Below are 24,231 nucleotides of genomic sequence, written 5' to 3'. Positions count from 1 at the left end.
AGGGTCGGCCGAAAGGACACCAAAGGTGAAGGAGCGTTCGGGTCGCTAGGCCGCGTAGTCGCGTACGAGGTCGAGTTCGGCCTCGAGGGCAAGCAGTTGGCGTTCGACGGCGGCCGGAGCCGTGCCGCCCTGCGAGTTGCGGCTGTTGAGCGAACCCTCGGTGCTGAGCACGGAGCGGACCTCGGGAGTCAGGTGCGCCGAAATGCCCGCATATTCTTCGTCCGTCAGGTCCCACAGCTCGACGCCGCGTCCTTCAGCCAGCTTCACCGCGGCACCGGAGAGCTCGTGCGCCTCACGGAACGGCACCCCTTGCCGGACGAGCCACTCGGCGATATCCGTGGCGAGGGCGAAGCCCTGCGGTGCCAAGGAGGCCATGCGCTCGGTGTTGAAGGTGAGCGTGGCGATCATGCCGGACACTGCCGGGAGCAGAACTTCCAAGGTATCCGCCGCATCGAAGACCGGCTCCTTGTCCTCCTGCAGATCGCGGTTGTACGCGAGCGGCAGGCCCTTGAGCGTTGCCAACAGCCCGGTCAGGTTGCCGATGAGGCGCCCCGCCTTGCCGCGCGCGAGCTCGGCGACATCCGGATTCTTCTTCTGCGGCATGATCGAGGACCCCGTGGAGTACGAATCATGCAGCGTCACGAAGGAGAATTCCTTCGTGGCCCACAGGATGACCTCCTCGGAGATCCGCGACAAGTCCACACCGATCATGGAGCAGATCCACGCGAACTCGGCGAAGACATCGCGCGAAGCGGTACCGTCGATCGAGTTGTGGACCGCCGAGAAGAAACCGAGATCCGCAGCAACGGCCTCGGGATCCAGGCCGAGAGAGGAACCCGCCAAAGCACCCGAGCCGTACGGCGAAACGCCTGCTCGTTTATCCCAGTCCTCGAACCGCTGCACATCGCGCAGGAGTGCCCAGGCATGGGCCAACAGATGGTGGCTCAGCAGAACCGGCTGGGCATGCTGCAAGTGCGTCCGGCCAGGCATGGCAACGCCGTGGTGGGCCTTGGCCTGCTCCACGAGGGCATCGATCGTGGCCAGCACACCGCGGGCGATGATCCGGGCGTGGTCACGCAGGAACATGCGGCCCAAGGTGGCCACCTGGTCGTTGCGCGAACGGCCCGCCCGGAGCTTGCCGCCCAAGTGGCTACCCGCGCGCTCAATGAGTCCGCGTTCCAGGGAACCGTGGACGTCCTCATCGCTCTCGGCAGGCTGGTAGGCGCCGCTTGCGACGTCGTCATCCAGCTGGGTGAGCGCCGCGAGCATGCCGTCGAGTTCGCCGTCGTCCAGCAAACCGGCCTTGTGCAGCACACGTGCATGCGCTTTGGAGCCGGCGATGTCGTAACGGGCCAAGCGCCAGTCAAAATGGGTGGATTTGCTCAGCGCGGCAAGGGCGTCTGCCGGACCGCCGGCGAACCGGCCACCCCACAGCGCGCCGGTATTTGTCGCTGCCGATTTTGTCCCCGAACGCTCTCCGACCTCGCTGCGCTCGGCTGGGGACCCCGGCGTCCGTGGGCCCTGCTGCTGACTCACTTTTCCGAAACGCGCAGGTCGCGGCCTGCGGCAACCTTGGAGGACATGCCCCACAGCTCGATGAAGCCCTTGGCCTGCGACTGGTCGAAGGTGTCGCCGGTGTCGTAGGTGGCGAGGTCGAAGTCGTAGAGCGAGGTCTCGGAGCGGCGGCCGTTGACGATGGCCTGCCCACCGTGCAGGACCATGCGGATATCGCCGGAGACGTACTTCTGGGTGTCCTCGATGAATGCGTCCAGGGAGCGCTTGAGCGGCGAGAACCACTGGCCGTCGTAGACCAGTTCGGACCAGCGCTGGCCGACGGTTGCCTTGAAACGGGCCTGCTCGCGCTCGATGGTGACGTCCTCGAGGTGCTTGTGGGCCGTGATGAGGGCCATCGCGCCCGGCGCCTCGTAGATTTCGCGGGACTTGATGCCGACGAGGCGGTCCTCGACGACGTCGATGCGGCCAACGCCCTGGGCACCGGCGCGGCGGTTGAGTTCCTGGATGACCTGCAGCGGCGTGCGCTTGACGCCGTCGACGGCGACCGGGACGCCGGCTTCGAAGGTGATGGTGACTTCATCGGGTGCCGGCGGGAATTCCGGGGTGGCCGTGTAGTCGTAGATGTCCTTGGTGGGAGCGTTCCAGATGTCCTCGAGGTAGCCGGTTTCGACGGCGCGTCCCCAGACGTTCTGGTCAATCGAGTACGGGTTCTTCTTGGTGGTCTCGATCGGCAATCCCTTTTCCTCGGCGAAGGCAATGGCCTTGTCGCGGGTCAGGGCGAGGTCACGGACGGGTGCGATGCACTTCAGGTCCGGGCCGAGGGTCTGGATGCCGACCTCAAAGCGGACCTGGTCGTTGCCTTTGCCCGTGCAGCCGTGTGCAACCGTGGTGGCGCCGAATTCGCGGGCGGCCTTGACGAGGTGCTTGACGATCACGGGGCGGGAAATCGCGGAAACCAGCGGGTAGTGGCCTTGGTAAAGGGCGTTGGCCTTCAGCGTGGGCATGGCGTATTCGTTCGCGAACTCGTCGCGGGCGTCGGCCACGTAGGCTTCGACGGCGCCGCAGCCGAGGGCGCGCTGGCGGATGGTTTCCAGCGATTCGCCGCCTTGTCCGACGTCGACCGCCACGGCGATGACCTCGGCACCGGTGGCTTCACCGATCCAGCCGATGGCTACGGAAGTATCAAGGCCACCGGAGTAGGCCAGAACAATGCGCTCAGTCACGAGAGTGCTCCTTTGTTGTTGCTTGGTTCTTTTGAGTCAATTTTCGGGACCGGGCCGAAGGACTAGTTGCCCGGTCCGGCTTCCTGGGCCAATTGGAGGAATCGGGCCGCCAGTTCGGCTCCGCCGTCGGGATCCCTGGCGACCAAAAGCAAGGTGTCGTCGCCTGCGATCGTACCCAATACCGACGGCATCACCGAGTGGTCGATGGCCAGAGCGAGGAAGTTGGCCGCCCCGGGAGGCGTCCGCAGCACCGCGATGTTGGCCGAAGCTTCCGCGGTGACCAGCAGTTCCCCGCAAAGCCGCGAAAGGCGTGCATCGAGGATTTCCTGGGTGACCCCGCTCTTGGCGTTGCGGTCACCCCCCTCGCCGGGCACAGCGTAGACCAGCGCGCCGTCCTTGCCGCGAACGCGCACGGCCCCCAGTTCCACCAGGTCCCTGGAGAGGGTCGCTTGGGTGACCTGGACGCCGTCGTCGGCCAGCAGGGCCGCGAGCTCCGCCTGCGAGCGCACGGACTGACCCGTCAGGATTGCGGTGATCCGCGCCTGCCGGGCAGTCTTGGTGGCCGGGCTGGCCCCTTGCGACGCCGAATGGGTGGACACTAGGACGTGCTCTCCCCAGCGCTTTTTCCCGCAGGAACGGCGCCTGCAACGGGCGAAAGACCGTCGACGACGGCGAGTCCGGAGCGGTGCATGAGCCACGCCATGAGCGCTTTCTGCGCGTGCAGCCGGTTCTCCGCTTCGTCCCAGACGATGGACTGCGGCCCGTCGATGACTGCGGCGGAGATCTCGTAGCCGCGGTAGGCGGGCAGGCAGTGGAGCACGACGGCGTCCGGGGCGGCCTGTGCCATGGCCGCCTCATCCACGGAATAGGCGCGGAAGAGCTGCATCCGGGCTTCTTTTTCGGCTTCCTGCCCCATGGACACCCAGGTATCGGTGGCGACAACATCGGCACCGTGGAGGGCCTCTGCGGCGTCGGTGGTGATCAGCACGGAACCACCGGTCTCCGCGGCTCGCCGTTCGGCTGCGGCAACGATGTCAGCGCCCGGCAGGTAGCCTTCCGGGCCGGAGATGCGCACATGCATGCCCGCGGTCACGCCCGCCAGCAGGTAGGAGTTGGCCATGTTGTTCGCGGCATCGCCAAGGTACGCCATGGTCAGCCCTTTGAGCTCGCCTTTGTGTTCCTTGACCGCCAGCAAGTCCGCCAGCAACTGGCATGGGTGGTAGTCATCGCACAGCGCGTTGATGACGGGGACCTTGGAGTTCTCGGCCATGGCCACGAGGCCGGCGTGCGCGCCGGTACGCCACACGATGGTGGAGACCATCCGCTCAAGGACCTTGGCAGTGTCCTCCACGGATTCCTTGTGACCGATCTGTGCCTCGCCGGGGTTGATGATGAGCGCGTTGCCGCCCATGTCGGCGATGCCGGTGGCGAAAGACACGCGGGTACGGGTGGAGGTCTTGTCGAAGATGACAGCGACGGTCTTGCGCCCGTTGCCTTCAGCTGCGAACGGTTGGACACTGTACGGGGCGGCCTTCATTCGAACGGCGAGATCGAGCACTTCGGCTTGCTCGGCCGGAGTGAGGTCCGTGTCCTTGAGGAAGTGACGGGTGGTATTCACTGTGCGTCCTTAGCGGTCAGGGGTGCAGCGGCCTCGGCTGCCACCTCGATGATGCCGGGCAGCGCGTCCAGGAAACGGTCGGCTTGCTCGATAGTCAGGATGAGCGGCGGCGCCAGCCGGATAGTGCGCGGGCCGGGGCTGTTGATGATGAAGCCCGCGTCGAGCGCGGCGGTCACCATAGCGGGGGCGATGTCGGCGTCCAGGTCGAAACCGATCAGGAGGCCTTCGCCGCGGACTTCGGTGACGCCGTCGACGGCGGACAGGCGGTCCCGCAGCCGTGCGCCGACGGTGAGCACGTTCTCCAGCACGCCCTGGCTTTCGATGGCGTGCAGGGTGGCGAGGGCTGCAGCGGTGGCTACCGGGTTTCCGCCGAACGTGGTGCCGTGCTGGCCTGCCGTCAGAAGCGAGGACGTCGGCTCGCCGAAGGTGATGAGCGCGCCTACCGGGAATCCGCCGCCCAGGCCTTTCGCGAGCGTCACCGCGTCAGGGACGATGCCGGCGTCTTCGCTGGCCAACCATTTTCCGGTTCTGCCGATGCCGGTCTGGACCTCGTCCAGGATCAGCAAGGCACCGGCCTTGCTGGTGGCCTCGCGGGCCGCCTGCAGGTACTCGACGCTGAGCGGGCGAACGCCGGCCTCGCCTTGGATGGGCTCCAAAAAGACCGCTGCGGTGGTTTCGTCGACGGCGGCACGGAGGGCCTCGATGTCGCCGAAGGGGACATGGACCACTCCACCCGGTAGGGGCTCGAACGGGGCCCGGTACGCTTCTTTGGCTGTCAGGGCGAGGGCGCCCATGGTCCGGCCGTGGAAAGCACCTTCGAGGGCGATGATCTTGGTGCGCTTAGCCCCTTTTGCGCCGCCCGGAACATCCGCGTTGCGGCGCGCGAGCTTGAACGCGGCCTCGTTGGCTTCGGTGCCGGAGTTGGCGAAAAAGACCTTGGAGCCAGCCGGAGCCTTGGTGATGGCGAGGAGCTTCTCGGCCAATGCGATCTGCGTGGGGCTCGTGAAGAAGTTCGAAACGTGGCCCAAGGTGGCGAGCTGGCTTGCGATCACCGAGGTGACGAACGGGTGGGCATGGCCCAGGGCGTTGACTGCGATGCCACCCAGGAGGTCCAGGTATTCCTTGCCGTCCGCGTCCCACACGAGGGCGCCGGCACCACGGACCAAAACCCGCTGCGGTGTGCCGAAGACGCCCATGAGGGAGGAGGAGTAGCGGGACAGCCAATCGGCTCCGCTACTCGTTCCTGTCATGGTGTTGGATGGCGTTTCGGCCAGTTCTGCGTCGTTCGCGGTCATGGGTTCACTTCCTCGTCGGGGACAACCTGGGTTCCGATGCCCGCGGTCGTAAAGGTTTCCAGGAGCATGGAGTGCGGCAATCGGCCGTCCACGATGTGCGCCCGCTCCACTCCTTCGTCAATGGCCTTGAGGCAGGCCGCCATCTTCGGGATCATGCCGGACTCGAGACGCGGCAGCATCGCCCGCAGCTCCGAAGCCGTCAGCGAGGAGATGAGCGAGGACCGGTCCGGCCAGTTGGCGTACAGTCCCTCGACGTCGGTCAATATGACAAGCTTCGACGCACCCAGCGCCGAGGCAACGGCGGCTGCGGCCGTATCCGCATTGACGTTGAGGACCTGCCCCGTGGTGGAGCCGGTGCCGTCCCCTGCATCAAGGATTTCGGGGGCGACGGTCGAAATCACGGGAATCCGGCCGGCGGCAAGGATGTCCTCGATACCTGTGGGATCGACACCCACCACCTCGCCTACCAGGCCTAGGTCTACGTCCTCCCCGTCCACGACGGTGCCGGTGCGCACGGCACGCAGGAGGCCGCCGTCTTCACCGGACATGCCCACCGCGTAGGGTCCGTGGGAGTTGATGAGACCCACGAGTTCGCGACCCACCTGGCCGGTGAGCACCATGCGGACCACGTCCATGGCCTCGGGGGTGGTGACGCGCAAACCGCCCTTGAATTCGGATTCGATACCGAGCCTGCCAAGCATCGAGTTGATCTGCGGGCCGCCTCCGTGCACCACGACAGGGTGGATTCCCACGTGGTGGAGGAAAACGACGTCCTCGGCGAAGGCGCGGCGCAGTTCCTCGTTGACCATGGCGTTGCCGCCGTACTTGATCACCATGGTGGTGCCGGCGAAACGCTGGATCCATGGCAACGCCTCGATCAGCGTCGCGGCTTTGTCCTGGGCCGATTTTTCCGAATCGGGGCCGCTGGACGCATTTTCGCGGGTGTGCGCAGTCATGGTCATCTCCGGCTAGCTCGAGTAGGCACTGTTCTCATGCACGTATTCGTGCGTGAGGTCGTTGGTCCAGATGGTGGCCTCGGCATCGCCGGCCTGCAGGTCGATCTCCACGAGTACCTCGCGGGGTTCAAGGTCCACGAGCTTGCGGTCGTCGCCGATGCTGCCGTTGCGGCAGATCTGGATGCCGTTCATGGAGACGTTGAGCTGCTCCGGTTCGAAGATGGCATCCGTCGTGCCCACCGAGGACAGGACACGGCCCCAGTTGGGGTCCTTGCCGAAGATGGCGGTCTTGAAGAGGTTGGAGCGGGCCACGGCGCGGCTGACGATTTCGGCGTCGCGTTCGCTGGCTGCGTTGAAGGTGCGGATGGCGATATCGTGGCTGGCACCTTCGGCATCGCCGATCAGCTTGCGGGCAAGTTCGGCGCATACTTGGGTGATTCCGGCACCGAGTTGTTCGGCCGACGGGATTGCCTCGGAGGCCCCGGAGGCGAGCAGGACGACCGTGTCATTGGTGGACATGCATCCGTCCGAGTCCGCGCGGTCAAAGGTGACGCGCGTGGCGTCGCGGAGTACGACGTCGAGCTCTTCCGCCGGGACCTGGGCATCCGTGGTGAGCACCACCAGCATGGTCGCAAGACCCGGCGCCAACATGCCGGCACCCTTCGCGATGCCGCCGACTGTGAAGGTCTTGCCTTCAGCGTCGGTCCCGGTGAAGACTGCTTCCTTCGCAACACTGTCGGTAGTCATGATCGCCGTGGCAGCGGCGCCGCCGCCGTTTTCGGAGAGCTCCGCAAAAGCGGCGTCGATGCCGGGGATGATCTTGTCCATGGGCAGTTGCTCACCGATGAGGCCCGTAGAGCAGACCACGACGTCGGAGGCGGAGATCCCGAGGACGGCCGCCACTTTTTCGGCGGTCGCGTGCGTGTTTTGGAACCCTTGGGGACCGGTGCAGGCGTTGGCTCCACCGGAATTCAGTACCACTGCATCCACGCGTCCGTCAGAGACAACCTGGCGGGACCAGTGCACGGGAGCAGCGGCCACTCGGTTGGACGTGAAAACGGCGGCGGCGGCTTTGAGCGGGCCGTCATTGACGACGAGGGCGAGATCGGGATTACCGGATGCCTTGATGCCGGCCTTGATCCCGGCGGCCCGGAATCCTTGGGGGGCGGTGATGGTCACGGGGCGACTCCTTGGACGTTGAGGCCGGCGGATTCGTCCAGGCCGAGGGCAATATTCATGGACTGCACAGCGCCGCCTGCGGTCCCCTTGGTCAGATTGTCGATGGCGCACGTGACGATCACGCGGCCCGAATGCTCGTCGAACGCCAGTTGCATGACGGCGTGGTTGGACCCCTGCACCGACTTGGTGGTGGGCCACTGGCCTTCGGACAGCAAGTGCACAAACGGTTCGTCGTCGTAGGCTTCCGCCCAGGCGCTGCGGAGTTCGGCGGCGGTGACGCCGGACTTGACCTTGGCCGTGGCCGTGCTAAGGATGCCGCGGCTCATGGGCGCGAGGGTGGGAGTGAAGGACACTGTGACCGGTTCACCGGCGGCATTGGAGAGTCCTTGTTCAATCTCCGGGGTGTGGCGGTGGCCGCCGCCCACGCCATAGGGACTCATGGAGCCCATAACCTCGGAACCGATGAGGTTGACCTTGGCCGCCTTGCCGGCACCCGAGGTGCCGGAGGCGGAAACAATCACGACGTCGTCCGGCTGGAGAAGCTTGTTGGCGAAGCCGGGCGTGAGGGCGAGGAGGGAGGAGGTCGGGTAGCAGCCGGGTACGGCAATCCGCTTCGCACCCTTCAGGGCGTCGCGCTGCCCGGGGAGTTCCGGCAGCCCGTAAGGCCAGGTCCCGGCATGGGCCGAGCCGTAGAACTTTTCCCACGCTGCCGGGTCTTCGAGCCGGTGGTCCGCGCCGGCGTCGATCACCAGCGTGCCTTCCGGCAACTGTGCTGCGATCTCGGCCGAGGCTCCATGCGGGAGCGCCAGGAATACGACATCGTGGCCCCCGAGGTTTTCCACGCTGGTGTCTTCGAGAATCCGATTGGCCAAACCATGGAGATGCGGCTGCAACTCGCCTAGTCTGGAACCGGCGTTGCTGTGCGCCGTGATGGCACCGATAGTGACGTCCGGATGTCCTGCCAGGAGGCGCAGCACTTCTCCCCCGGCATAGCCGCTGGCACCGGAGACGGCAACAGAAATAGTCATGGCAAGACTATACAGCAAAGTTATTCATAGTTGCCGATATTTATGCATGCGTCTTTCCGGCAAGGGCGCGCCGGGCACGGTCGATCCGGGCGTATGCTGGATAGAGGGTGATCTAGACCGTGCAGCCGATCGTCGGTTGCAGCGTTGCCCGTTAATCATTACGGGGCAACTGCATATGTCACCGACGTCCACCACGGAACTTCCCGCCAAGAGCGTCCGGCAACCCAACGCCGTCGTGCTGAGCTATTCCGAACTCCTTAAGACAGTCCGCGCGGAAGGGCTCTTGAAGCGTCGCGTCGGCTTTTACGTCAGCGTCTTCGCGGCATTGGTCCTCTTGTTGACCGGCACTTGGTTCGGCTTCGCCCTCATCGGGCACAGCTGGTACCAACTCCTCATCGCAGCGGCCCTCGGCATTCTCTGCACCCAATTGAGCTTCCTGGCCCACGAGGCCGGCCACCGCCAGATTTTTGCCTCCCGCCGGGCCAATGACTGGTCTGCGCGCATCCTGGCCACTTCGGTTGCCGGCATCAGTTACTCCTGGTGGGAACAGAAGCACGGCGCACACCACAACAACCCGAACGTGATTTCCAAGGACCCGGACATCAAGACCGGAGCCCTGGCGTTCCACGTTGAAGCCGCTGCCGGAAGGAACGGACGCTTCGCGTTCCTCACCCGTAGGCAGGGCTGGTTCTTCTTCCCGCTCCTGATGCTGCTGGGCATCAGCCTGCAGTGGGAGTCCTTGATGTACATCCTGCGGCCCGGAGCCATCAAGCACCGCTGGGTAGAGACCCCCATCCTCCTGGCGCGCCTTCTCGCGCTGCCGGTCCTCGCCTTCACCTTCCTGCCGCTTGGCATGGCATTTGCCTTCCTGGGCGTCCAGATCATGGTGTTCGGCTTCTACATGGGGGCTTCCTTCGCCCCGAACCACAAGGGCATGCCGGTCCTGCCGACCGACTCGCGCGTCGATTTCCTGCGTCGCCAGGTTCTGACTGCCAGGAACATCTCCGGCGGCCCCTTCATGAATATCCTCCTGGGCGGCCTCAACCACCAGGCGGAACACCACCTTTTCCCCGACATGGCACGCCCCCATTTGCGCCGCGCCTCGGAGATCGTTCGAAGCTACTGCGAAAAGCACTCCATTGCCTACACCGAAACCACGTTGATGCAGTCGTACGCAATCGTCGTGCGCTACCTCAATGAGGTAGGACTCGCCGCCGGCCGCGGCTTTGACTGCCCTGTTGCTTCCGCGCACGGTAGAGGCTGACACGCACCGAAGACCACCGGGCACATCACGGCGAACCACGGCCCTCAGCCGCTGACTGGACACTCGGCGGACTCCGTTCCCTAGGATGGTTGTGTGAATGCGGGCACGAAAGTGCCTCGACGGAGAAGGAGAACCATGACGCGTGCGATCATTGCCCGGCAAGCCGGAGGACCCGAAGTCCTCGAACTCACCGAAGCAGAGGTTCCGGCCCCTGGTCCGCGCCAGCTCCTCGTCAAAGTTGCAGCCGCGGGAGTGAACTTCATTGACACCTACCAACGCAGCGGCATCTACAAGGTTGAGTATCCGCTCACCCCGGGCTCCGAGGCGGCAGGCACCGTGGAGGCCATCGGTGCAGGCGTTGAGGACTTCGCCGTCGGGGACAGGGTCGCTACCGCTGAAGGATCCCGCAGCTATGCGGGTTACACCCTGGTTGATGCGGACAAGGCCCTTCCGGTTCCGGACGGCGTCGACGACCACACTGCAGCCGCCCTTCCGCTGCAGGGAATGACCGCCCACTACCTGATCAATTCCTCGTTCCGGGTGGAGCCGGGACACACTGTCCTGACCCACGCCGGTGCTGGCGGGGTGGGTCTCATCCTGACCCAATTGCTCAAGGAGCGCGGCGCCCGTGTCATCACCACTGTCTCTTCGGACCAGAAGGAAGTCCTGGCTCGGCAGGCCGGCGCGGATGAGGTCCTGCGTTACGCCGGATTCGCCGACAAAGTCCGTGAACTGACCAACGGCGAAGGGGTCCACGTCGTGTACGACGGTGTCGGCAAGGACACTTTCGACGATTCGCTTGCTAGCCTGCGCATCCGTGGCTCGCTCGTCCTTTTCGGGGCGGCCTCCGGGCCTGTGCCTCCCTTCGATCCCCAGCGGCTGAACGCCGGCGGATCGTTGTCCCTCACCCGCCCCACCCTCGCCCACTTCCTGCAGAACCCGCAGGAGCGGCGCTGGCGTTCGGCCGAAGTCTTCGGCGCTGCAGCCAGCGGCGCGCTCAAAGTCCGGATTGGCGGAACCTACCCGCTCGCCGAAGCCGCGCAGGCCCACCGCGACCTCGAAGGCCGCCAGACGACGGGCAAGCTACTGTTGATCCCGTAGTCGGAGCAACGGCCACGGGACCGCTGACACTTTTTGTTCACCTCAATCCGAGAAGCTTCGAACGTGACCCAGGAACATGACATCCCGGCGGATCGCCTGGAACTCCAAGCGGTGCACCTGCCTCAACTGCAGGGCGCGTCAGCCGTGCCGCCCGCGCGGACGCTCGTCGAAATCATCGATGACACGGCACGGTCTTATCCGGAAGCATCTGCCCTCGACGACGGCCACAAGTCACTCAGTTACTCCGAGCTCATGGCGCAGGTGCGCGGTTTTGCCGCCACGCTCAATGCAGCGGGACTTGGCCCCGGAGACACGATCGGCGTGCGGATTCCGTCCGGCAGCAACGATCTCTACATCGCCATCCTGGCAATCCTTTCGATCGCGGCCGCCTATGTACCTGTAGACGCAGACGATCCCGAGGAGCGGGCACGGCTCGTTTTCAAGGAAGCCAAGGTGACTGCGGTCATCACAAAAGGCCGCAAGATTGAGCTTTCCGGGGAGCGTCCCACGCCGCACCCTGCCCCCCGCGCACCCGGCCTGGATGACGATTCCTGGATCATTTTCACCTCCGGCTCCACAGGCACGCCCAAGGGCGTCGCTGTTCAGCACCGCTCGTCGGCCGCGTTTGTCGACGCCGAAGCCCGGCTCTTCCTGCAGGAAGATCCCATCGGACCACAGGACCGGGTCTTGGCCGGCCTTTCGGTAGCCTTCGACGCCTCATGCGAAGAGATGTGGCTGGCATGGCGGCACGGCGCCTGCCTCGTACCCGCTCCGCGTGCCCTGGTGCGCTCCGGCATGGACCTTGGTCCGTGGCTGATCAACCACGGCATCACGGTAGTGTCCACCGTTCCCACGCTCGCAGCCTTGTGGCCCGCAGAATCGCTTGAAAACGTGCGCCTGCTCATCTTCGGGGGCGAAGCCTGCCCGCCCGAGCTCGCCGAACGACTCGCGGTGGACGGCCGCGAAGTGTGGAACACCTATGGGCCCACCGAAGCAACGGTGGTCGCTTGCGCGGCCCCTCTCGGCGGTGACGGCCCCGTCCGGATCGGCTTGCCCCTGGACGGCTGGGACCTCGCCGTCGTCGACGCCGCCGGGGTTCCCGTCCCGGAAGGCGAGACGGGCGAGCTGATCATTGGCGGCGTCGGACTGGCCCGCTACCTCGATCCGGCCAAGGATGCCGAAAAGTATGCCCCGATGCCATCCCTGGGCTGGGAACGGGCGTACCGCTCCGGCGATCTGGTCCGCTACGAGAAAGCAGGCCTCATCTTCCAAGGCCGCGCGGACGAGCAGGTCAAGCTCGGCGGCCGGAGGATCGAACTCGGTGAGATCGACGCCGCGCTGCAGGCCTTGCCGGGCGTCGCAGGGGCCGCCGCGGCAGTCCGTACGACGGCGGCCGGGAACCAGCTGCTTGTCGGTTACCTGGCGCCCGCCGGGCCCGAGGATATCGACCTCACGGCTTCGCGCGTGCTACTGACCGAGAGCCTTCCGGCGGCGCTGATTCCCCTGTTGACGGTGGTCGATTCCCTCCCGACAAAGACCAGTGGAAAAGTTGACAGGCATTCCCTCCCCTGGCCGTTGGCGGGTGCAGGAGCCGCCGATGCGGAGAAGGCACCGCTCAACCTGCCCGAAGACGCCCAATGGGTGGTTGAACAATGGGAGAGCGTCCTCGGCTCCAGCGTCACCTCGCTCGACGCCGATTTCTTCGCCTATGGCGGCGGCTCCCTCGCTGCGGCCCAGCTCGTCTCGGCCCTGCGCGTGCGCTACCCCACCGTCACGGTGGCGGAGGTCTACGCCACCCCTCGGGTGGGTGCCCTGATCGACGCAGCGCGGCAGTCGTTGCCCGAAGGCGGTATCCAAGGTCCACCGGCAGAACGCACCGTTCGCCCGACCTCCCGGAAATCTCAAATCTTCCAGACCCTCATGGGCATCTTCCTCAACATTCTGGTGGGCATGCGTTGGCTCACCTACCTCATGGCCGCCAATCGCCTGCTCGCGGACTACGCCGGATTCTCTGCGGCTCCGGTGGTGTCCTGGTGGTGGATCCTGGCGTCCTGGCTGGTGTTCGTCAGCCCGCCGGGCCGCATGGCCATATCGATTCTGGCTGCGCGCATTCTGCTGCGTGGTGTCCACGCCGGTACCTACCCGCGTTCGGGCAAAGTGCACTTGAAGTTGTGGCTGGCCGAGCAGATCCAGGACCTCTCGGGTGCCATCAGCCTGGCCAGCGCGCCGTGGGTTCCCTACTACGCCAAGGCACTGGGTGCGAAGATCGGGAACAACGTCCAATTGCACTCTTTGCCCCCGGTCACGGGGCTGCTTTCCCTGGGAAGCGGCTGCAACATCGAACCCGAAGTGGATCTCTCCGCCTGGTGGATCGACGGCGACTACGTCCACATCGGTGCCATCCATGTGGGTGCCGGTGCAACGGTGGGCTCCCGCAGTACGCTCATGCCCGGAACCAGCATTGGCGCCGGTGCCCGGGTGGAGCCTGGTTCCGCCGTCCTGGGCAAGGTCAAAGCCGGACACCTCGTTGCCGGGTCCCCCGCCCAACGCCGTGGCAAAGCCAAGAATGATTGGCCGGAGACGCCGTCGTCGCACCACCTGATTGGCCGGCTCTGGTTCGCGGCGTTCGCGACGGCCTCGGCATTGCTGGCTCTGATCCCCTACGTCTCGGCACTTGCCGGCGCCAGCGTAGTCGTGGCCTTTATCCAGGGCAGGAACTCCTTGCAGGACGCCTTTCCGGAGCTCTTGCTCGCCATCCCTTTGGCCGCACTCGCCTGGTTCCTGTGCAATCTCCTGCTCATCCTGGGCACTACGCGGATGCTCGGCATCGGCCTCAAGGAAGGGTATTACCGCGTTCGCAGCCGGGTGGGTTGGCAGGTCTGGGCAACTGAACGCGTCCTGGACCTGGCCCGGGACCTGCTCTTCCCCATCTATGCCAGCCTGTTCACGCCTGTTTGGCTGCGCCTCCTCGGGGCTAAAGTCGGCCGCAACGTGGAAGCCTCCACCGTGCTTCTACTGCCGCGCATGACAACAATCGGCGAAGGCGCCTTCCTCGCGGACGACACCATGGTGGCCTCCTACGAGCTCGGCGGTGGTTGGATGAAGATCGGGCCCGCCAAGATCGGCAAACGCTCCTTCCTCGGTAATTCGGGCATGACGGCCGCGGGCCGGAGCGTCCCCAAGAACTCACTGGTCGCGGTGCTGTCTGCAACGCCTGCCAAGGCAAAATCCGGCACCTCATGGCTGGGCAGTCCGCCCGTCAGGCTGCGCCGGACAGTCGTCGATGCCGACCAGAGCCTCACCTTCAACCCGCCGCTGGCCCTCAAGACCAAACGGGCCCTGTGGGAATTGTGCCGCTTGGTACCGGTCATCCTCACGGTGGCGATCGCCGTCGGCATCATGTGGGTCCTTGACTGGATTGCTTCGGAATCCTCCTACTGGCTCGCGGCAGTCCTGGGCGGCGTCGTTATCCTCGCCGCGGGTGCCCTGGCCGCGGCTAGTTCGGTCGCCGCGAAATGGATCCTTGTGGGCCGCATCAAGGCGGGCGAGCACCCCCTGTGGAGCTCGTTCATCTGGCGGAATGAGGTGGTGGACACCTTCATCGAGATGGTCAGCGCCCCGTGGTTCGCGCGTTCAGCTTCCGGTACACCGGCGTTGGTGTGGTGGCTCCGGGCGCTTGGCGCAAAAATCGGCCGGGGTACCTGGTGCGAAAGCTACTGGCTGCCCGAAGCCGACCTCGTCACCCTTGGCGAAAGTTCCACGGTCAACCGTGGCTGCGTGGTCCAGACGCACCTCTTCCACGACCGCATCATGAGCATCGATACCGTGGTTCTCGGAGACGGCGCCACTATGGGACCGCACGGGGTCATCCTGCCGCGCGCCAGCATCGGAGCAGGCGGAACGGTAGGGCCGGCGTCGCTCGTCATGCGAGGTGAAACTGTTCCCGCCGGTACGTACTGGATGGGCAACCCCGTCAGCCCATGGTCCGGACCGTAGCGTAGATTAGCAAGCGGGCTTATAAATACCAGCCATGACCACACCAGTACAACCAGTTACACGGAGGCAGCCAGCGCATATGAGCCCTAGCGAACCAGGAATAACCAAAATTGCCGCCGATGCCTATGCCCTGCATCACGGAAGCATGGCATTCCAGGTGTTGCGGTATGAATTGGACCTGGACTACAGTCTGGGTAGCAATCGGCTCAACGGCCGCGCAGTGCTTCGCTGTGTGGCACTCGAGGACACGGACTCGCTGATCCTGGACCTGGTGGGCCTGAAGGCTTCCAAGATCCTGGTGGATGGCAAGAAGGTCCCGAAGTTCAGCCCGCGCGGCGAGCACCTCGTGATAACCGTCAAGGAACCGCTGGCAGCAGGCCAATCATTCACCGTCGAACTCCGTTACGACGGTAATCCCAAGCCGCGCAGGGGCCTCTGGGGCGAAGTAGGCTGGGAAGAGCTCGACGACGGCGTCCTGGTTGCCGGGCAGCCGAACGGCGCTGCGTCCTGGTTCCCCTGCAACGACCACCCACAGTACAAGTCCAGCTACTTGATCAGCATCACCACTGATGACAACTACCGCGCCATCTGCAATGGCCGCCTCGTATCGCACAGCAAGAAATCGAGCCGTGAGACCTGGGTCTATGAACAGGCCGAGCCGATGGCGAGCTATCTCGCCACAGTGCAGATCGGACGATACAAGCTCCACCAGCTCAGCCCTTCCGTCGCCCGGGCCGGCCTTGGAACAGCACATCATGCCGAGGTCCCGCGGCACAGTCCGGTGCCCCAATTCGTCGCCGTGGCGCCCGGCTTGTTGACCGAGGCCCGGGAAGGACTGGCTCGGCAAGCCGACATGATGCGCACCTTCGAAGACTGTTTCGGTCCGTATCCTTTTGCGGAGTACACCGCCGTCGTCACCGAGGACGAACTGGAAATCCCCCTCGAGGCCCAGACCCTCTCCATCTTTGGCCGGAACCACATGGAACAGTCGTGGGAGGCGCAACGCCTCATCGCCCACGAATTGTCCCACCAGTGGTTCGGCAATTCGCTGACCGTGAGCAGTTGGCGTGATATCTGGCTGCACGAGGGCTTCGCCTGCTATGCGGAATGGATCTGGTCCGAAGAGACCGGAGTCATGTCCCTCGCCACCCGTGCGAGGGCCGCCTGGCGCAAGCTCGACGCCGGCGCCCAGGACCTGGTGATCGGCGACCCCGGACCGGAGCGGATGTTCGATGACCGTGTCTACAAGCGCGGCGCACTGGCCCTCCACGCTGTGCGGCTTGCGTGCGGTGACGCCATGTTCTTTGGCTTGTTGCGGCATTGGACCGAGACCAAGCGCCACAGTTCGGTGTCCACGGCTGAATTCATCGCCACGGCCAACGCCTTCGTTCCGGGACTCGACGCCGCACGTGTACTGGAGCCGTGGCTTTATCGGGCGAGGCTCCCGGCTTTCAGCTGATCAGCCTTCAGCTGGTACAAGGCAGTTCAGCTAATGGGAGGTTGCTGCGAGGGCGGCAAGCAGTCCGGCCGGAAGATCCCGACCGTCAGCCCTGGCAGGGAGTTCAAGATCCCACAGCCCCGGCCTTTCCAGCACGTCGAAAGAATCAGGGCTCACCCGGAGCCCTTCGCCTGTCATCTTCAACCAAGCTTCCTTGCGCGCCCACAAACGAGCGCGTTCGTGCGCCCGGCGACCCGGTTCCACCGCGTCGACATGGCGATGCTCGCGTGCGGTCAGGGCGACGTCGTCGAAGCCGGCAAATTCGGTGCCCGCAGCATTTTCCATATCAACTCCCAGCCTGAGCCCGGGTTCCGGATGCACGACGGCGGCAAACAGCACCCAGCCCGACGCCCGCGAGGCGCTGAGCAGCAATGGTGCGGGGCCGCCGTCGAGCAGGTATCCTGGCCGGCCATGAGCAATATCCGGACCAGCGCCACACTCCGGGCACTCATAGGCGGCGTGGAGCTTCGAAGCGGGAACCGTCAGGAGCGTTGCGGCAAAGTTCTGCTGGGCCACCCTGGACGCCAGGAATTCCCGCCGTAGGACCGGGGACATGGCGTCGCCCCGAAGGGTCTCGGCCGGAGACAGCAATTCCGCCGCGATCTGCTCGATGGCGGCGGAATCAGCAGGATCCAGGGACTGGATGCGAACAGCCAGCCCCTGGATCCCGGTGTTGGTACTGGTCAGCGCTGGACTGCTCCGAATCGCTCCGCGGCGACTGCGACAGCGGCCTCGCGGGCCTCCGACGCTTCATCGGCCGTCAGGGTGCGGTCCATGGCACGGAAGCGCAGCCCGAAAGCAAGCGACTTCTTGCCCTCCTCGATACCTTGGCCCGCGTAGACATCGAACAAGGCGACGTCTTCGAGAAGTTCGCCCGCGCCTTCCCGGAGGGCAGCCAGTACGGCGTCCGCTGGGATCTCCTGCGGCACCACCAGGGCAACGTCCTGCGTCGCCACCGGGAAACCGGAGATGTGCTTGGCAACAATGACGTCCGGGGCGGCGTCGAAGATCGCGTCCACGTTGAGCTCAAGTGCCACTGAACGCGCCGGCATGTCATGGGCGGCGAGCAGTTTGGGGTGCAATTCGCCGGCGTAGCCCACCACGTCACCCGAACGGAGCGCGAGCTGGGCGGCGCGGCCCGGGTGGAACGCCTGGTGGCTGCCTTGGCTCACCACGAGCTCGACGCCGAGGACGTCGCCGATGAGCCGGGCAACATCAAGGGCGTCGGCCCAGTCCCAAGCGCGCGGTTTGTGTTCCGCGGCAGCCGGGGAATCATGGCCGGTCAAAACGGCGGCGATGTACAGCGGCTGGTCCGGGACGCCGTCGTACAGTCCATCGAGTACCTCGGCGGAAGGCTTGACACCCAGCGGCGGGATGGAGGCAGTGCCCAGTTGACCGTCGGGAAGGAACACCGATCCTGCCTCGAAGAGGGCGAGGTCGCGGAAACCGCGGGAGTGGTTGCGGCGGGCAACCTCTATCAGGCCAGGAAGCACCGAAGTGCGGAGGAACCCGTGTTCCTCGCTGATCGGGTTGGCCAGTTTGAGGGCGGTACGTGCCGCGCCTTCCTCGGCCACACCGAAAACATCATTGGCTGACTTGGAGACGAACGGATAGGAGAGGACTTCGGTCAGCCCTGCGTCAGCCAGGGCCTGGACCACACGGCGTTTCTGCTGTTGGGTCCGGGTCAGGCCGCGGCCGGGAGGTGCCACGGGCAGCGTGGCCGGGATGTTGTCGTAGCCAACCAGCCTTGCGATTTCCTCGGCGAGGTCTTCCTTGGTTTCCAGGTCATTGCGCCAGCTCGGTGCGGTGACCACGTAGGCGCCGCCCACCTCGTCCTTCAGCACGATGGCACCGAGGTCCCTCAGGGAACCCGTGATCTGGTCTTCCGTGAAGTCGATCCCGATCCGGGCGGCCGGGTAGCCGGCCGGCAGTTCGATGGTCAGTGCGTCGGGGGCGGTGCCGACATCGGTCCCGGCTTCGTCAGCCGTTCCACCCGCCAGTTCAACCAGGAGGTCGACGACGCGCTGCGCCGCAATGTGGGCAACCTGCCAATCGACGCCGCGCTCAAAACGCTTGGACGCCTCCGACGGCAGCTTGTGCCGGCGACGGGACCGGGCGATCGAAACCTCATCGAAGTGCGCAGCCTCGACCAGGACGTTGGTGGTCGAAGCGGAGACCTCGGTGTTGGCCCCGCCCATCACGCCAGCGATGCCGATGGCACCGGAACCGTCGGTAATCAGGAGATCTTCGACGTCGAGCGCACGCACTTTGCCGTCGAGGGTGGTGATCTTCTCCCCGGCCACGGCGCGGCGGACCACGATGTCGCCCGAGAGCTTGTCGAGATCGTAGCAGTGGTTCGGCTGGCCGAGTTCGAGCATCACATAGTTGGAGATGTCCACGGGGAGCGAAATCGAGCGGATGCCGGCCAAGCGCAGTCGCGAAACCATCCATGGCGGGGTGGGGCGGGTAGCGTCCACGCCGCGGACCGTGCGGGCCACGAAGCGGTCGCACCCGGGATTGCCGTAGATGGGGGCGTCGTCGTTGAGCTTGACGCCATAACCACCGGAGAGTGCCGCCGGGGCGTTGACCCGGGCGGCTGGGTCCGTGAAGACAGTTCCGGTGGCGTGGGCATATTCGCGGGCGACGCCACGGATCGAGAACGCGTAACCACGGTCCGGAGTGACGTTGATTTCGGCTGCTTCATCGTAGAGGCCAAGCAGCGCCATGGCGTCGGTGCCGATCTCTGGATCCAGGCCGATGCGGGAGAGCACCAGGATGCCGTCGTGGTCCTCACCGATGCCAAGTTCACGTACCGAGGCGATCATGCCTGCGGACAAATGACCGTAGGTTTTGCGAGCCGAGATGTGGAAGTCGCCCGGCAGCACTGCTCCCGGGAGAGTCACCACGACTTTGTCCCCCTCGACGAAGTTGTGGGCACCGCAAATGATGCCCTGCACACCGGAGGGGTCGATGCCCTCGCCGGTCAGGGTCTGCTCTTGCCCTTCAGGAACAACGCGGACCTGGCACCAGTTAATGGTCTTGCCGTTGGACTGCGGCTCCTTGACGAGGCTCAGGACTTGACCCACCACAATGGGACCCTTGAGGGCATCCGTCGGGCGGTGGACGGCTTCTTCTTCAAAACCGACCTTGACGAGTTCCGCCATGACCTCTTCAGCCGTGGCGTCGGCCGGAACCTGCGCGAATTCACGCAGCCAGGAAAGTGGAATACGCACTGTTAGATCTCCATCCCGAAGTGCTCGCTGAAACGTACATCGCCCTCGATCATGTCGCGCATGTCGCCGACCTCGTTGCGGAACATGAGCGTGCGCTCGATGCCCATGCCGAAGGCAAAGCCTGAATATTCGTCCGGATCGATGCCGGCGGCGCGCAGGACGTTGGGATTGACCATGCCGCAGCCGCCCCATTCGATCCAGCGGGGACCTCCCTTGGCACCCGGGTGCCAAATGTCCAGTTCTGCGGAGGGCTCAGTGAACGGGAAGTAGTTGGGACGAAGTCGGATCTGTGCCTCGTCACCGAACATCTGCCGTGCGAAGTGTTCCAGGGTGCCACGCAGGTCGGCCATGCTCAGCTTCTTGTCGATGGCCAGGCCTTCGAACTGGTGGAACACGGGCGTGTGGGTGGCATCCAGTTCATCGGTGCGGAAAACCTTGCCCGGGCACAACACGTAGATGGGAACTTCACGCTCCAACATGGAGCGGACCTGTACTGGGGAGGTGTGAGTGCGCATGAGCAGGTGCGCCTCGGGAGGTTCCACGAAGAACGTGTCCTGCATTTCGCGTGCCGGGTGGTCAGGCTTGAAGTTAAGGGCGTCGAAGTTGAACCACTCGGATTCGACTTCCGGCCCTTCGGCGATTTCCCAGCCCATGCCGACGAAGATGTCCGCAACGCGATCCTGTAGCGTGGACAGCGGGTGGCGGGCGCCGGCACGGCGGCGCCGCGGCGCTGCCGTGACGTCGACGGTTTCCTCCACAAGGATACGGGCGTCGTTCTCGGCTTCGAGCACAGCGGTACGGGCTGCGAGCGCCTGGTTGACGCGGCCACGGGAAGAACCCATGAGCTTGCCTGCGGCGGCCTTTTGTTCTTTGGCCAAACTACCGATTTCCCGGTTGGCAAGGCTCAAGGGCGACTTCTCGCCGGTGTGCGCCAAGCGGACGGCCTTGAGTTCTTCGAGGGAGGATGCGGCGGCAATCGCGGCGACGGCTTCCTCAACGGCAGCGGTGATGGCGGCTTCATCCAAAGGGTTCGGGATGGCAGCGCCCGGCAAAGTGTCAGTCATCTACTGTTCTTAGCTACGAGTCGGAATTGGTCTTCACCAGGCGGAGCCATGGCGAAAGCAGGAGCAATGCTCGCCAGAGGGGTCCGGCGGCACTAACCCCAGTCTAGTAGAAGGCTCCGGCCGGGATTTAACCCGTGACACCGTCCAGGCCCCTGGCGATACAGCTAGCATGGCATCATGACACCGCGGCGCACCGTTACCGTCTCCGGAGAGGGTTCCGCCGAAGCCGTTCCCGACCTTCTCACGCTCACGCTCGCCGTCGAGGTCAGGCGCGACGCCGCCGGGGCGGCTTATGACGACGCCGGACAGCTTGCCGCTGCGGTGACGGACGTCCTGCGGGAGCACGGTGTGGCCGGTCTTGACTTGCGGACCAGCGGCCTCAACTTGCGGGCTGAACTGGTCTGGGCCGAAAACCAAGGGCAAAAGCTCACGGGTTATGTTGCTTCAACCACCTTGGTTGCCCGTGTCAGCCCGCCGTCAGCGGCTCCCTCGGCCATCTCTGCCGCAGTCGCTGCAGGCGGTGACAGCCTGCGCATCAACGGGATCGAACAAGGATTCACCGATTCCTCCGCCGTTGCGGCGCTGGCACAGGAAGCCGCCTGGCGGGAGGCCGAAGCGAAGGCCGCTCGATTTGCGGCCCTTGCCGGCTCCCGGTTGGGGCAAGTGCTGTCCATCGAGCAGCGGCCGGAGCAGGAGTCGCCGATTCCGTTGATGGGCGACATGAAGCGCGCGTTTGCCAGCGAAGGCCTCGCCATCGAAGCGGGGTCCGTGGCGGTTTCCGCGAGTGTAGTGGTGCAGTGGGAGCTGGCCTCGCCGGAAAGCCGTGCCGGCTGATCCGGAAGTGCTAGTGGGAGGTGCCAGCCTAGTGAAGAGCTCCCGCAGGGAGCTTCGCGTCCGCTGCAGTTTCAAGTGCAGTACGTACGACGACGGCGATGCCCTCGCCCATGTCCCGCGCGGCCATGGCGGGTGTGGTGCTCCCTTGCGGCAGCATGGATTCGTCATAGGGAACGTGGATGAACCCACCCCTCGTTCGTGCGGCAACGGCCTCCTTCGAGAGTTCATGCATCAGGGAATAGAACACGTGGTTGCACACATACGTCCCGGCTGTTTGGGAGACCTCTGCCCGGATTCCGGCGATCTGCAATGCCCTCAGCGCGGACTTAACCGGAAGGGTACTGAAGTACGCCGCCGGAGCTGCGGGAACCACCGGTTCGTCGATGGGTCGGTTTCCCGCATTGTCCGGAATCCTGGCGTCATCGACGTTGATGGCCACGCGCTCGAGGGAAAGCCGGTCCCGGCCACCGGCGAGCCCGAGGCAGATGACCAGCTCCGGGCGCAGCTGCACCAACGCTTCGCGAAGGACCACAGCGGATTCACCGAAAACGCACGGTAGCTCGACTACCTCCACTTCGCGTCCTTCGGCACGCAAAATCTCCTGCGCCAGGAGGGCGGAAGTCCACGAGGGATTGCTGGGATCGCCGCCAAAAGGCTCGAACCCCGTCAGCAGAATCATGGACCCACCCTAACAACAGCCGAGCGCGTTCCGGGAGCCCGTTGCGGACTTCCGGCGGCCGTTCCTTCAGCGGGCCTTGACAATAGTTAGAACATATATTCGAATGGAGGTCATGAGATGGGACGCACAGGCACTTTCGCCACAACGTGGTCCGGTAACGGGAGACAACAGCAACAGCAGTGCATCCGGAGCCGCCCCAGCTCCGGATGCACTGCTGCCGCTGGCCGGGCTTGTGCGTTCCGTCTCAACCCCCGAGTTCTCCGGAGTCACCTTTCATGAGGTCACCGCCAAATCGGTGCTCAATAAGGTGGCGTCCGGTTCCCGGATGCCTTTCGAATGGACCGTCAACCCCTACCGCGGATGCAGCCACGCCTGCGTTTACTGCTTCGCGCGCAAGAGCCACACGTATCTTGAATTCGACGCCGGCCACGATTTCGATTCCCAGGTGATCGTGAAGATCAACGCCGCAGAGGTCCTGCGCAAGGAACTGTCCAAACCCTCGTGGGGCCACCATCACGTGGCCTTGGGCACCAACACGGATCCGTACCAGCGGGCGGAGGGGCGCTACCAGCTGATGCCCGGAATCATCAGTGCCCTCGCCGATTCCGGCACGCCCTTCTCCATCCTTACCAAGGGAACCCTCCTGGGCCGCGACATTCCCCTGCTGAAGCAGGCCTCCAGCCAGGTGTCCGTGGATCTGGGCATCTCGCTGGCCATGACGGACGAAGCCCTCGCCTCGCTTGTCGAACCGGGCACGCCGGCGCCCCGCGTAAGGCTCAAACTCATCCGCCGGCTGCGCGAGGCCGGGCTCCCCTGCGGAGTGATGGCCATGCCTATCCTGCCTTGGCTCACGGACAGCGACGATGCCTTGGAGTCGCTCTTCACTGCGCTGTCCGAGGCCGGTGCCACGGGTGTGACGGCCGGGGCGTTGTACTTGAAACCGGGCACCCGCGAGTGGTTCATGCAGTGGCTCGCGGCCAATCACCCTGGCCTCGTCGGAAAGTACCGGGGTCTTTATGGCCAAGGCTCGTACGTTTCAAAGGAATACAAGACCTGGTTGAGTGGCCGCATCAGCCACTTCAAAGCCCGCCACGGCTTTTCCGGAAGCAGCGGCTTCAGCCACAGGAATGCGGCCGCAGGAAAGGAACCGGCAGGGTCCCTTCCGCGTACGTCCTTTCCAGCAACGGGCCAATCCACCCTTTTCTAGCCCGGCCTCTAGCCAAGCAGCCCTGAAGCCACCCGTTCCAGCAACGCATGGACAATCGGCAGGTCGGCGGGAATCCATGGCAGCGCGAACGCTTCTTCGGGGTTGCCGAGCGGGATCCAACGGAGTTCATCGTGGTCCTGCAGCGGACGTGGCTCACCGTCGAGCAGCTCCGCGAACCAAACCCGCATGGCGGCCCGTTCATTCAAAGGCCAAGTGGAACCGTTGTCGGGCTCCACTTCGCTCCCGAGCCGGACGGCGATTCCAAGTTCCTCGAGCAGTTCGCGGTGCAACGCTTCTTCGAAGGATTCCCCGGCCTCGAGCTTTCCGCCGGGGAACTCCCACATCCCGGCGAATTGCGGTGGGGCGCTGCGCCGGGCGACCAACAGCCGCTTCGGGTTCTCCAGGGAATCGACGACGGCGGCGCCCGCTACGCTTATCAGTCCAGTCACCGGAACAGTCTATTGGCCGTCAGGTCACGGACCCTCCTATGGAAGTCGCCACATGGCGGGACATTCCCTGGAGTCTCGCACTAAGCTTGAAA

The 24,231-nt window shown here is 64.9% G+C and carries 19 protein-coding genes; 6 read left to right on the top strand and 13 right to left on the bottom strand.

Going from position 1 to position 24,231, the window contains the following annotated elements; all coding sequences use genetic code 11:
- Nucleotides 1-45 precede the first annotated feature (45 nt).
- The 8 genes from argH to argC all read right to left on the bottom strand — a co-directional run bounded on the left by argH (nt 46) and on the right by argC (nt 8,814).
- Complete coding sequence (argH, locus tag A3M3_RS0112730) at nt 46-1,536, bottom strand: argininosuccinate lyase (RefSeq protein ID WP_028266662.1); 1,491 nt, start codon at nt 1,534-1,536, stop codon at nt 46-48.
- Nucleotides 1,533-2,738: an argininosuccinate synthase gene (locus A3M3_RS0112725; protein WP_028266661.1), complete on the bottom strand. Its 1,206-nt coding sequence runs from the start codon at nt 2,736-2,738 to the stop codon at nt 1,533-1,535. Before A3M3_RS0112725 ends, argH begins: the two co-directional genes overlap by 4 nt.
- 62 nt (nt 2,739-2,800) lie before the next feature.
- On the bottom strand, nt 2,801-3,337 hold the full coding sequence (locus A3M3_RS0112720; RefSeq protein ID WP_028266660.1) for an arginine repressor: 537 nt from the start codon (nt 3,335-3,337) through the stop codon (nt 2,801-2,803).
- Nucleotides 3,337-4,356: an ornithine carbamoyltransferase gene (argF, locus tag A3M3_RS24945; RefSeq protein WP_035741724.1), complete on the bottom strand. Its 1,020-nt coding sequence runs from the start codon at nt 4,354-4,356 to the stop codon at nt 3,337-3,339. The genes A3M3_RS0112720 and argF overlap by 1 nt, the downstream gene beginning before the upstream one ends.
- On the bottom strand, nt 4,353-5,651 hold the full coding sequence (locus A3M3_RS0112710) for an acetylornithine transaminase (protein ID WP_028266659.1): 1,299 nt from the start codon (nt 5,649-5,651) through the stop codon (nt 4,353-4,355). The genes argF and A3M3_RS0112710 overlap by 4 nt, the downstream gene beginning before the upstream one ends.
- On the bottom strand, nt 5,648-6,607 hold the full coding sequence (argB, locus tag A3M3_RS0112705) for an acetylglutamate kinase (RefSeq protein WP_442853103.1): 960 nt from the start codon (nt 6,605-6,607) through the stop codon (nt 5,648-5,650). Before argB ends, A3M3_RS0112710 begins: the two co-directional genes overlap by 4 nt.
- Nucleotides 6,608-6,619: 12 nt before the next feature.
- Complete coding sequence (argJ, locus tag A3M3_RS0112700; RefSeq protein WP_028266657.1) at nt 6,620-7,786, bottom strand: bifunctional glutamate N-acetyltransferase/amino-acid acetyltransferase ArgJ; 1,167 nt, start codon at nt 7,784-7,786, stop codon at nt 6,620-6,622.
- Nucleotides 7,783-8,814 (bottom strand): N-acetyl-gamma-glutamyl-phosphate reductase, encoded by a 1,032-nt coding sequence (gene argC, locus A3M3_RS0112695; protein WP_028266656.1) that lies wholly within the window; start codon nt 8,812-8,814, stop codon nt 7,783-7,785. Before argC ends, argJ begins: the two co-directional genes overlap by 4 nt.
- A gap of 175 nt (nt 8,815-8,989) precedes the next feature.
- Here argC and A3M3_RS0112690 point away from each other — a divergent pair, with 175 nt between their 5' ends.
- The 4 genes from A3M3_RS0112690 to A3M3_RS0112675 all read left to right on the top strand — a co-directional run bounded on the left by A3M3_RS0112690 (nt 8,990) and on the right by A3M3_RS0112675 (nt 16,634).
- A complete protein-coding gene (locus A3M3_RS0112690) occupies nt 8,990-10,078 on the top strand; it encodes a fatty acid desaturase family protein (RefSeq protein ID WP_028266655.1) in 1,089 nt (362 codons plus the stop codon).
- A gap of 135 nt (nt 10,079-10,213) precedes the next feature.
- Nucleotides 10,214-11,179: a quinone oxidoreductase family protein gene (locus A3M3_RS0112685; protein ID WP_028266654.1), complete on the top strand. Its 966-nt coding sequence runs from the start codon at nt 10,214-10,216 to the stop codon at nt 11,177-11,179.
- A gap of 63 nt (nt 11,180-11,242) precedes the next feature.
- Entirely contained in the window at nt 11,243-15,175 is a 3,933-nt protein-coding gene (locus A3M3_RS0112680; protein ID WP_051423338.1) for a Pls/PosA family non-ribosomal peptide synthetase, read from the top strand.
- A 79-nt stretch (nt 15,176-15,254) separates the two neighbouring features.
- Complete coding sequence (locus A3M3_RS0112675; protein WP_035741720.1) at nt 15,255-16,634, top strand: M1 family metallopeptidase; 1,380 nt, start codon at nt 15,255-15,257, stop codon at nt 16,632-16,634.
- Nucleotides 16,635-16,664: 30 nt separating this feature from the next.
- Here the strand turns inward: A3M3_RS0112675 and A3M3_RS0112670 are convergent, their stop codons facing one another.
- From A3M3_RS0112670 to pheS, 3 genes are all read right to left on the bottom strand, one after another.
- Entirely contained in the window at nt 16,665-17,228 is a 564-nt protein-coding gene (locus A3M3_RS0112670; RefSeq protein ID WP_081736908.1) for a 4'-phosphopantetheinyl transferase family protein, read from the bottom strand.
- Nucleotides 17,229-17,356: 128 nt separating this feature from the next.
- Nucleotides 17,357-19,906, bottom strand: a complete 2,550-nt coding sequence (gene pheT, locus A3M3_RS0112665) for a phenylalanine--tRNA ligase subunit beta (RefSeq protein WP_028266650.1) — start codon at nt 19,904-19,906, stop codon at nt 17,357-17,359.
- Nucleotides 19,907-19,908: 2 nt separating this feature from the next.
- Nucleotides 19,909-20,970 carry a phenylalanine--tRNA ligase subunit alpha gene (gene pheS / locus A3M3_RS0112660; protein WP_028266649.1) on the bottom strand — a complete coding sequence of 354 codons (1,062 nt, stop codon included), beginning with the start codon at nt 20,968-20,970 and terminating at the stop codon, nt 19,909-19,911.
- A gap of 177 nt (nt 20,971-21,147) precedes the next feature.
- Between pheS and A3M3_RS0112655 the strand changes: the two genes are divergently transcribed.
- Nucleotides 21,148-21,804: an SIMPL domain-containing protein gene (locus tag A3M3_RS0112655; RefSeq protein WP_028266648.1), complete on the top strand. Its 657-nt coding sequence runs from the start codon at nt 21,148-21,150 to the stop codon at nt 21,802-21,804.
- A 28-nt stretch (nt 21,805-21,832) separates the two neighbouring features.
- On the opposite strand, the gene pcp is transcribed toward A3M3_RS0112655, so the two are convergent.
- Nucleotides 21,833-22,483 carry a pyroglutamyl-peptidase I gene (gene pcp, locus A3M3_RS0112650; RefSeq protein ID WP_028266647.1) on the bottom strand — a complete coding sequence of 217 codons (651 nt, stop codon included), beginning with the start codon at nt 22,481-22,483 and terminating at the stop codon, nt 21,833-21,835.
- Nucleotides 22,484-22,595: 112 nt separating this feature from the next.
- Here pcp and A3M3_RS0112645 point away from each other — a divergent pair, with 112 nt between their 5' ends.
- Complete coding sequence (locus tag A3M3_RS0112645) at nt 22,596-23,690, top strand: Rv2578c family radical SAM protein (protein WP_028266646.1); 1,095 nt, start codon at nt 22,596-22,598, stop codon at nt 23,688-23,690.
- 8 nt (nt 23,691-23,698) lie between these two features.
- Here A3M3_RS0112645 and A3M3_RS0112640 read toward each other — a convergent pair whose 3' ends face one another.
- Nucleotides 23,699-24,139 (bottom strand): (deoxy)nucleoside triphosphate pyrophosphohydrolase, encoded by a 441-nt coding sequence (locus A3M3_RS0112640; protein WP_028266645.1) that lies wholly within the window; start codon nt 24,137-24,139, stop codon nt 23,699-23,701.
- Between the last annotated feature and the right edge of the window lie 92 nt (nt 24,140-24,231).

The organism is Arthrobacter sp. MA-N2 (genome assembly GCF_000517125.1).
Lineage (GTDB): Bacteria > Actinomycetota > Actinomycetes > Actinomycetales > Micrococcaceae > Arthrobacter > Arthrobacter methylotrophus.
This window is presented reverse-complemented; position numbering and strand designations above follow the sequence as displayed.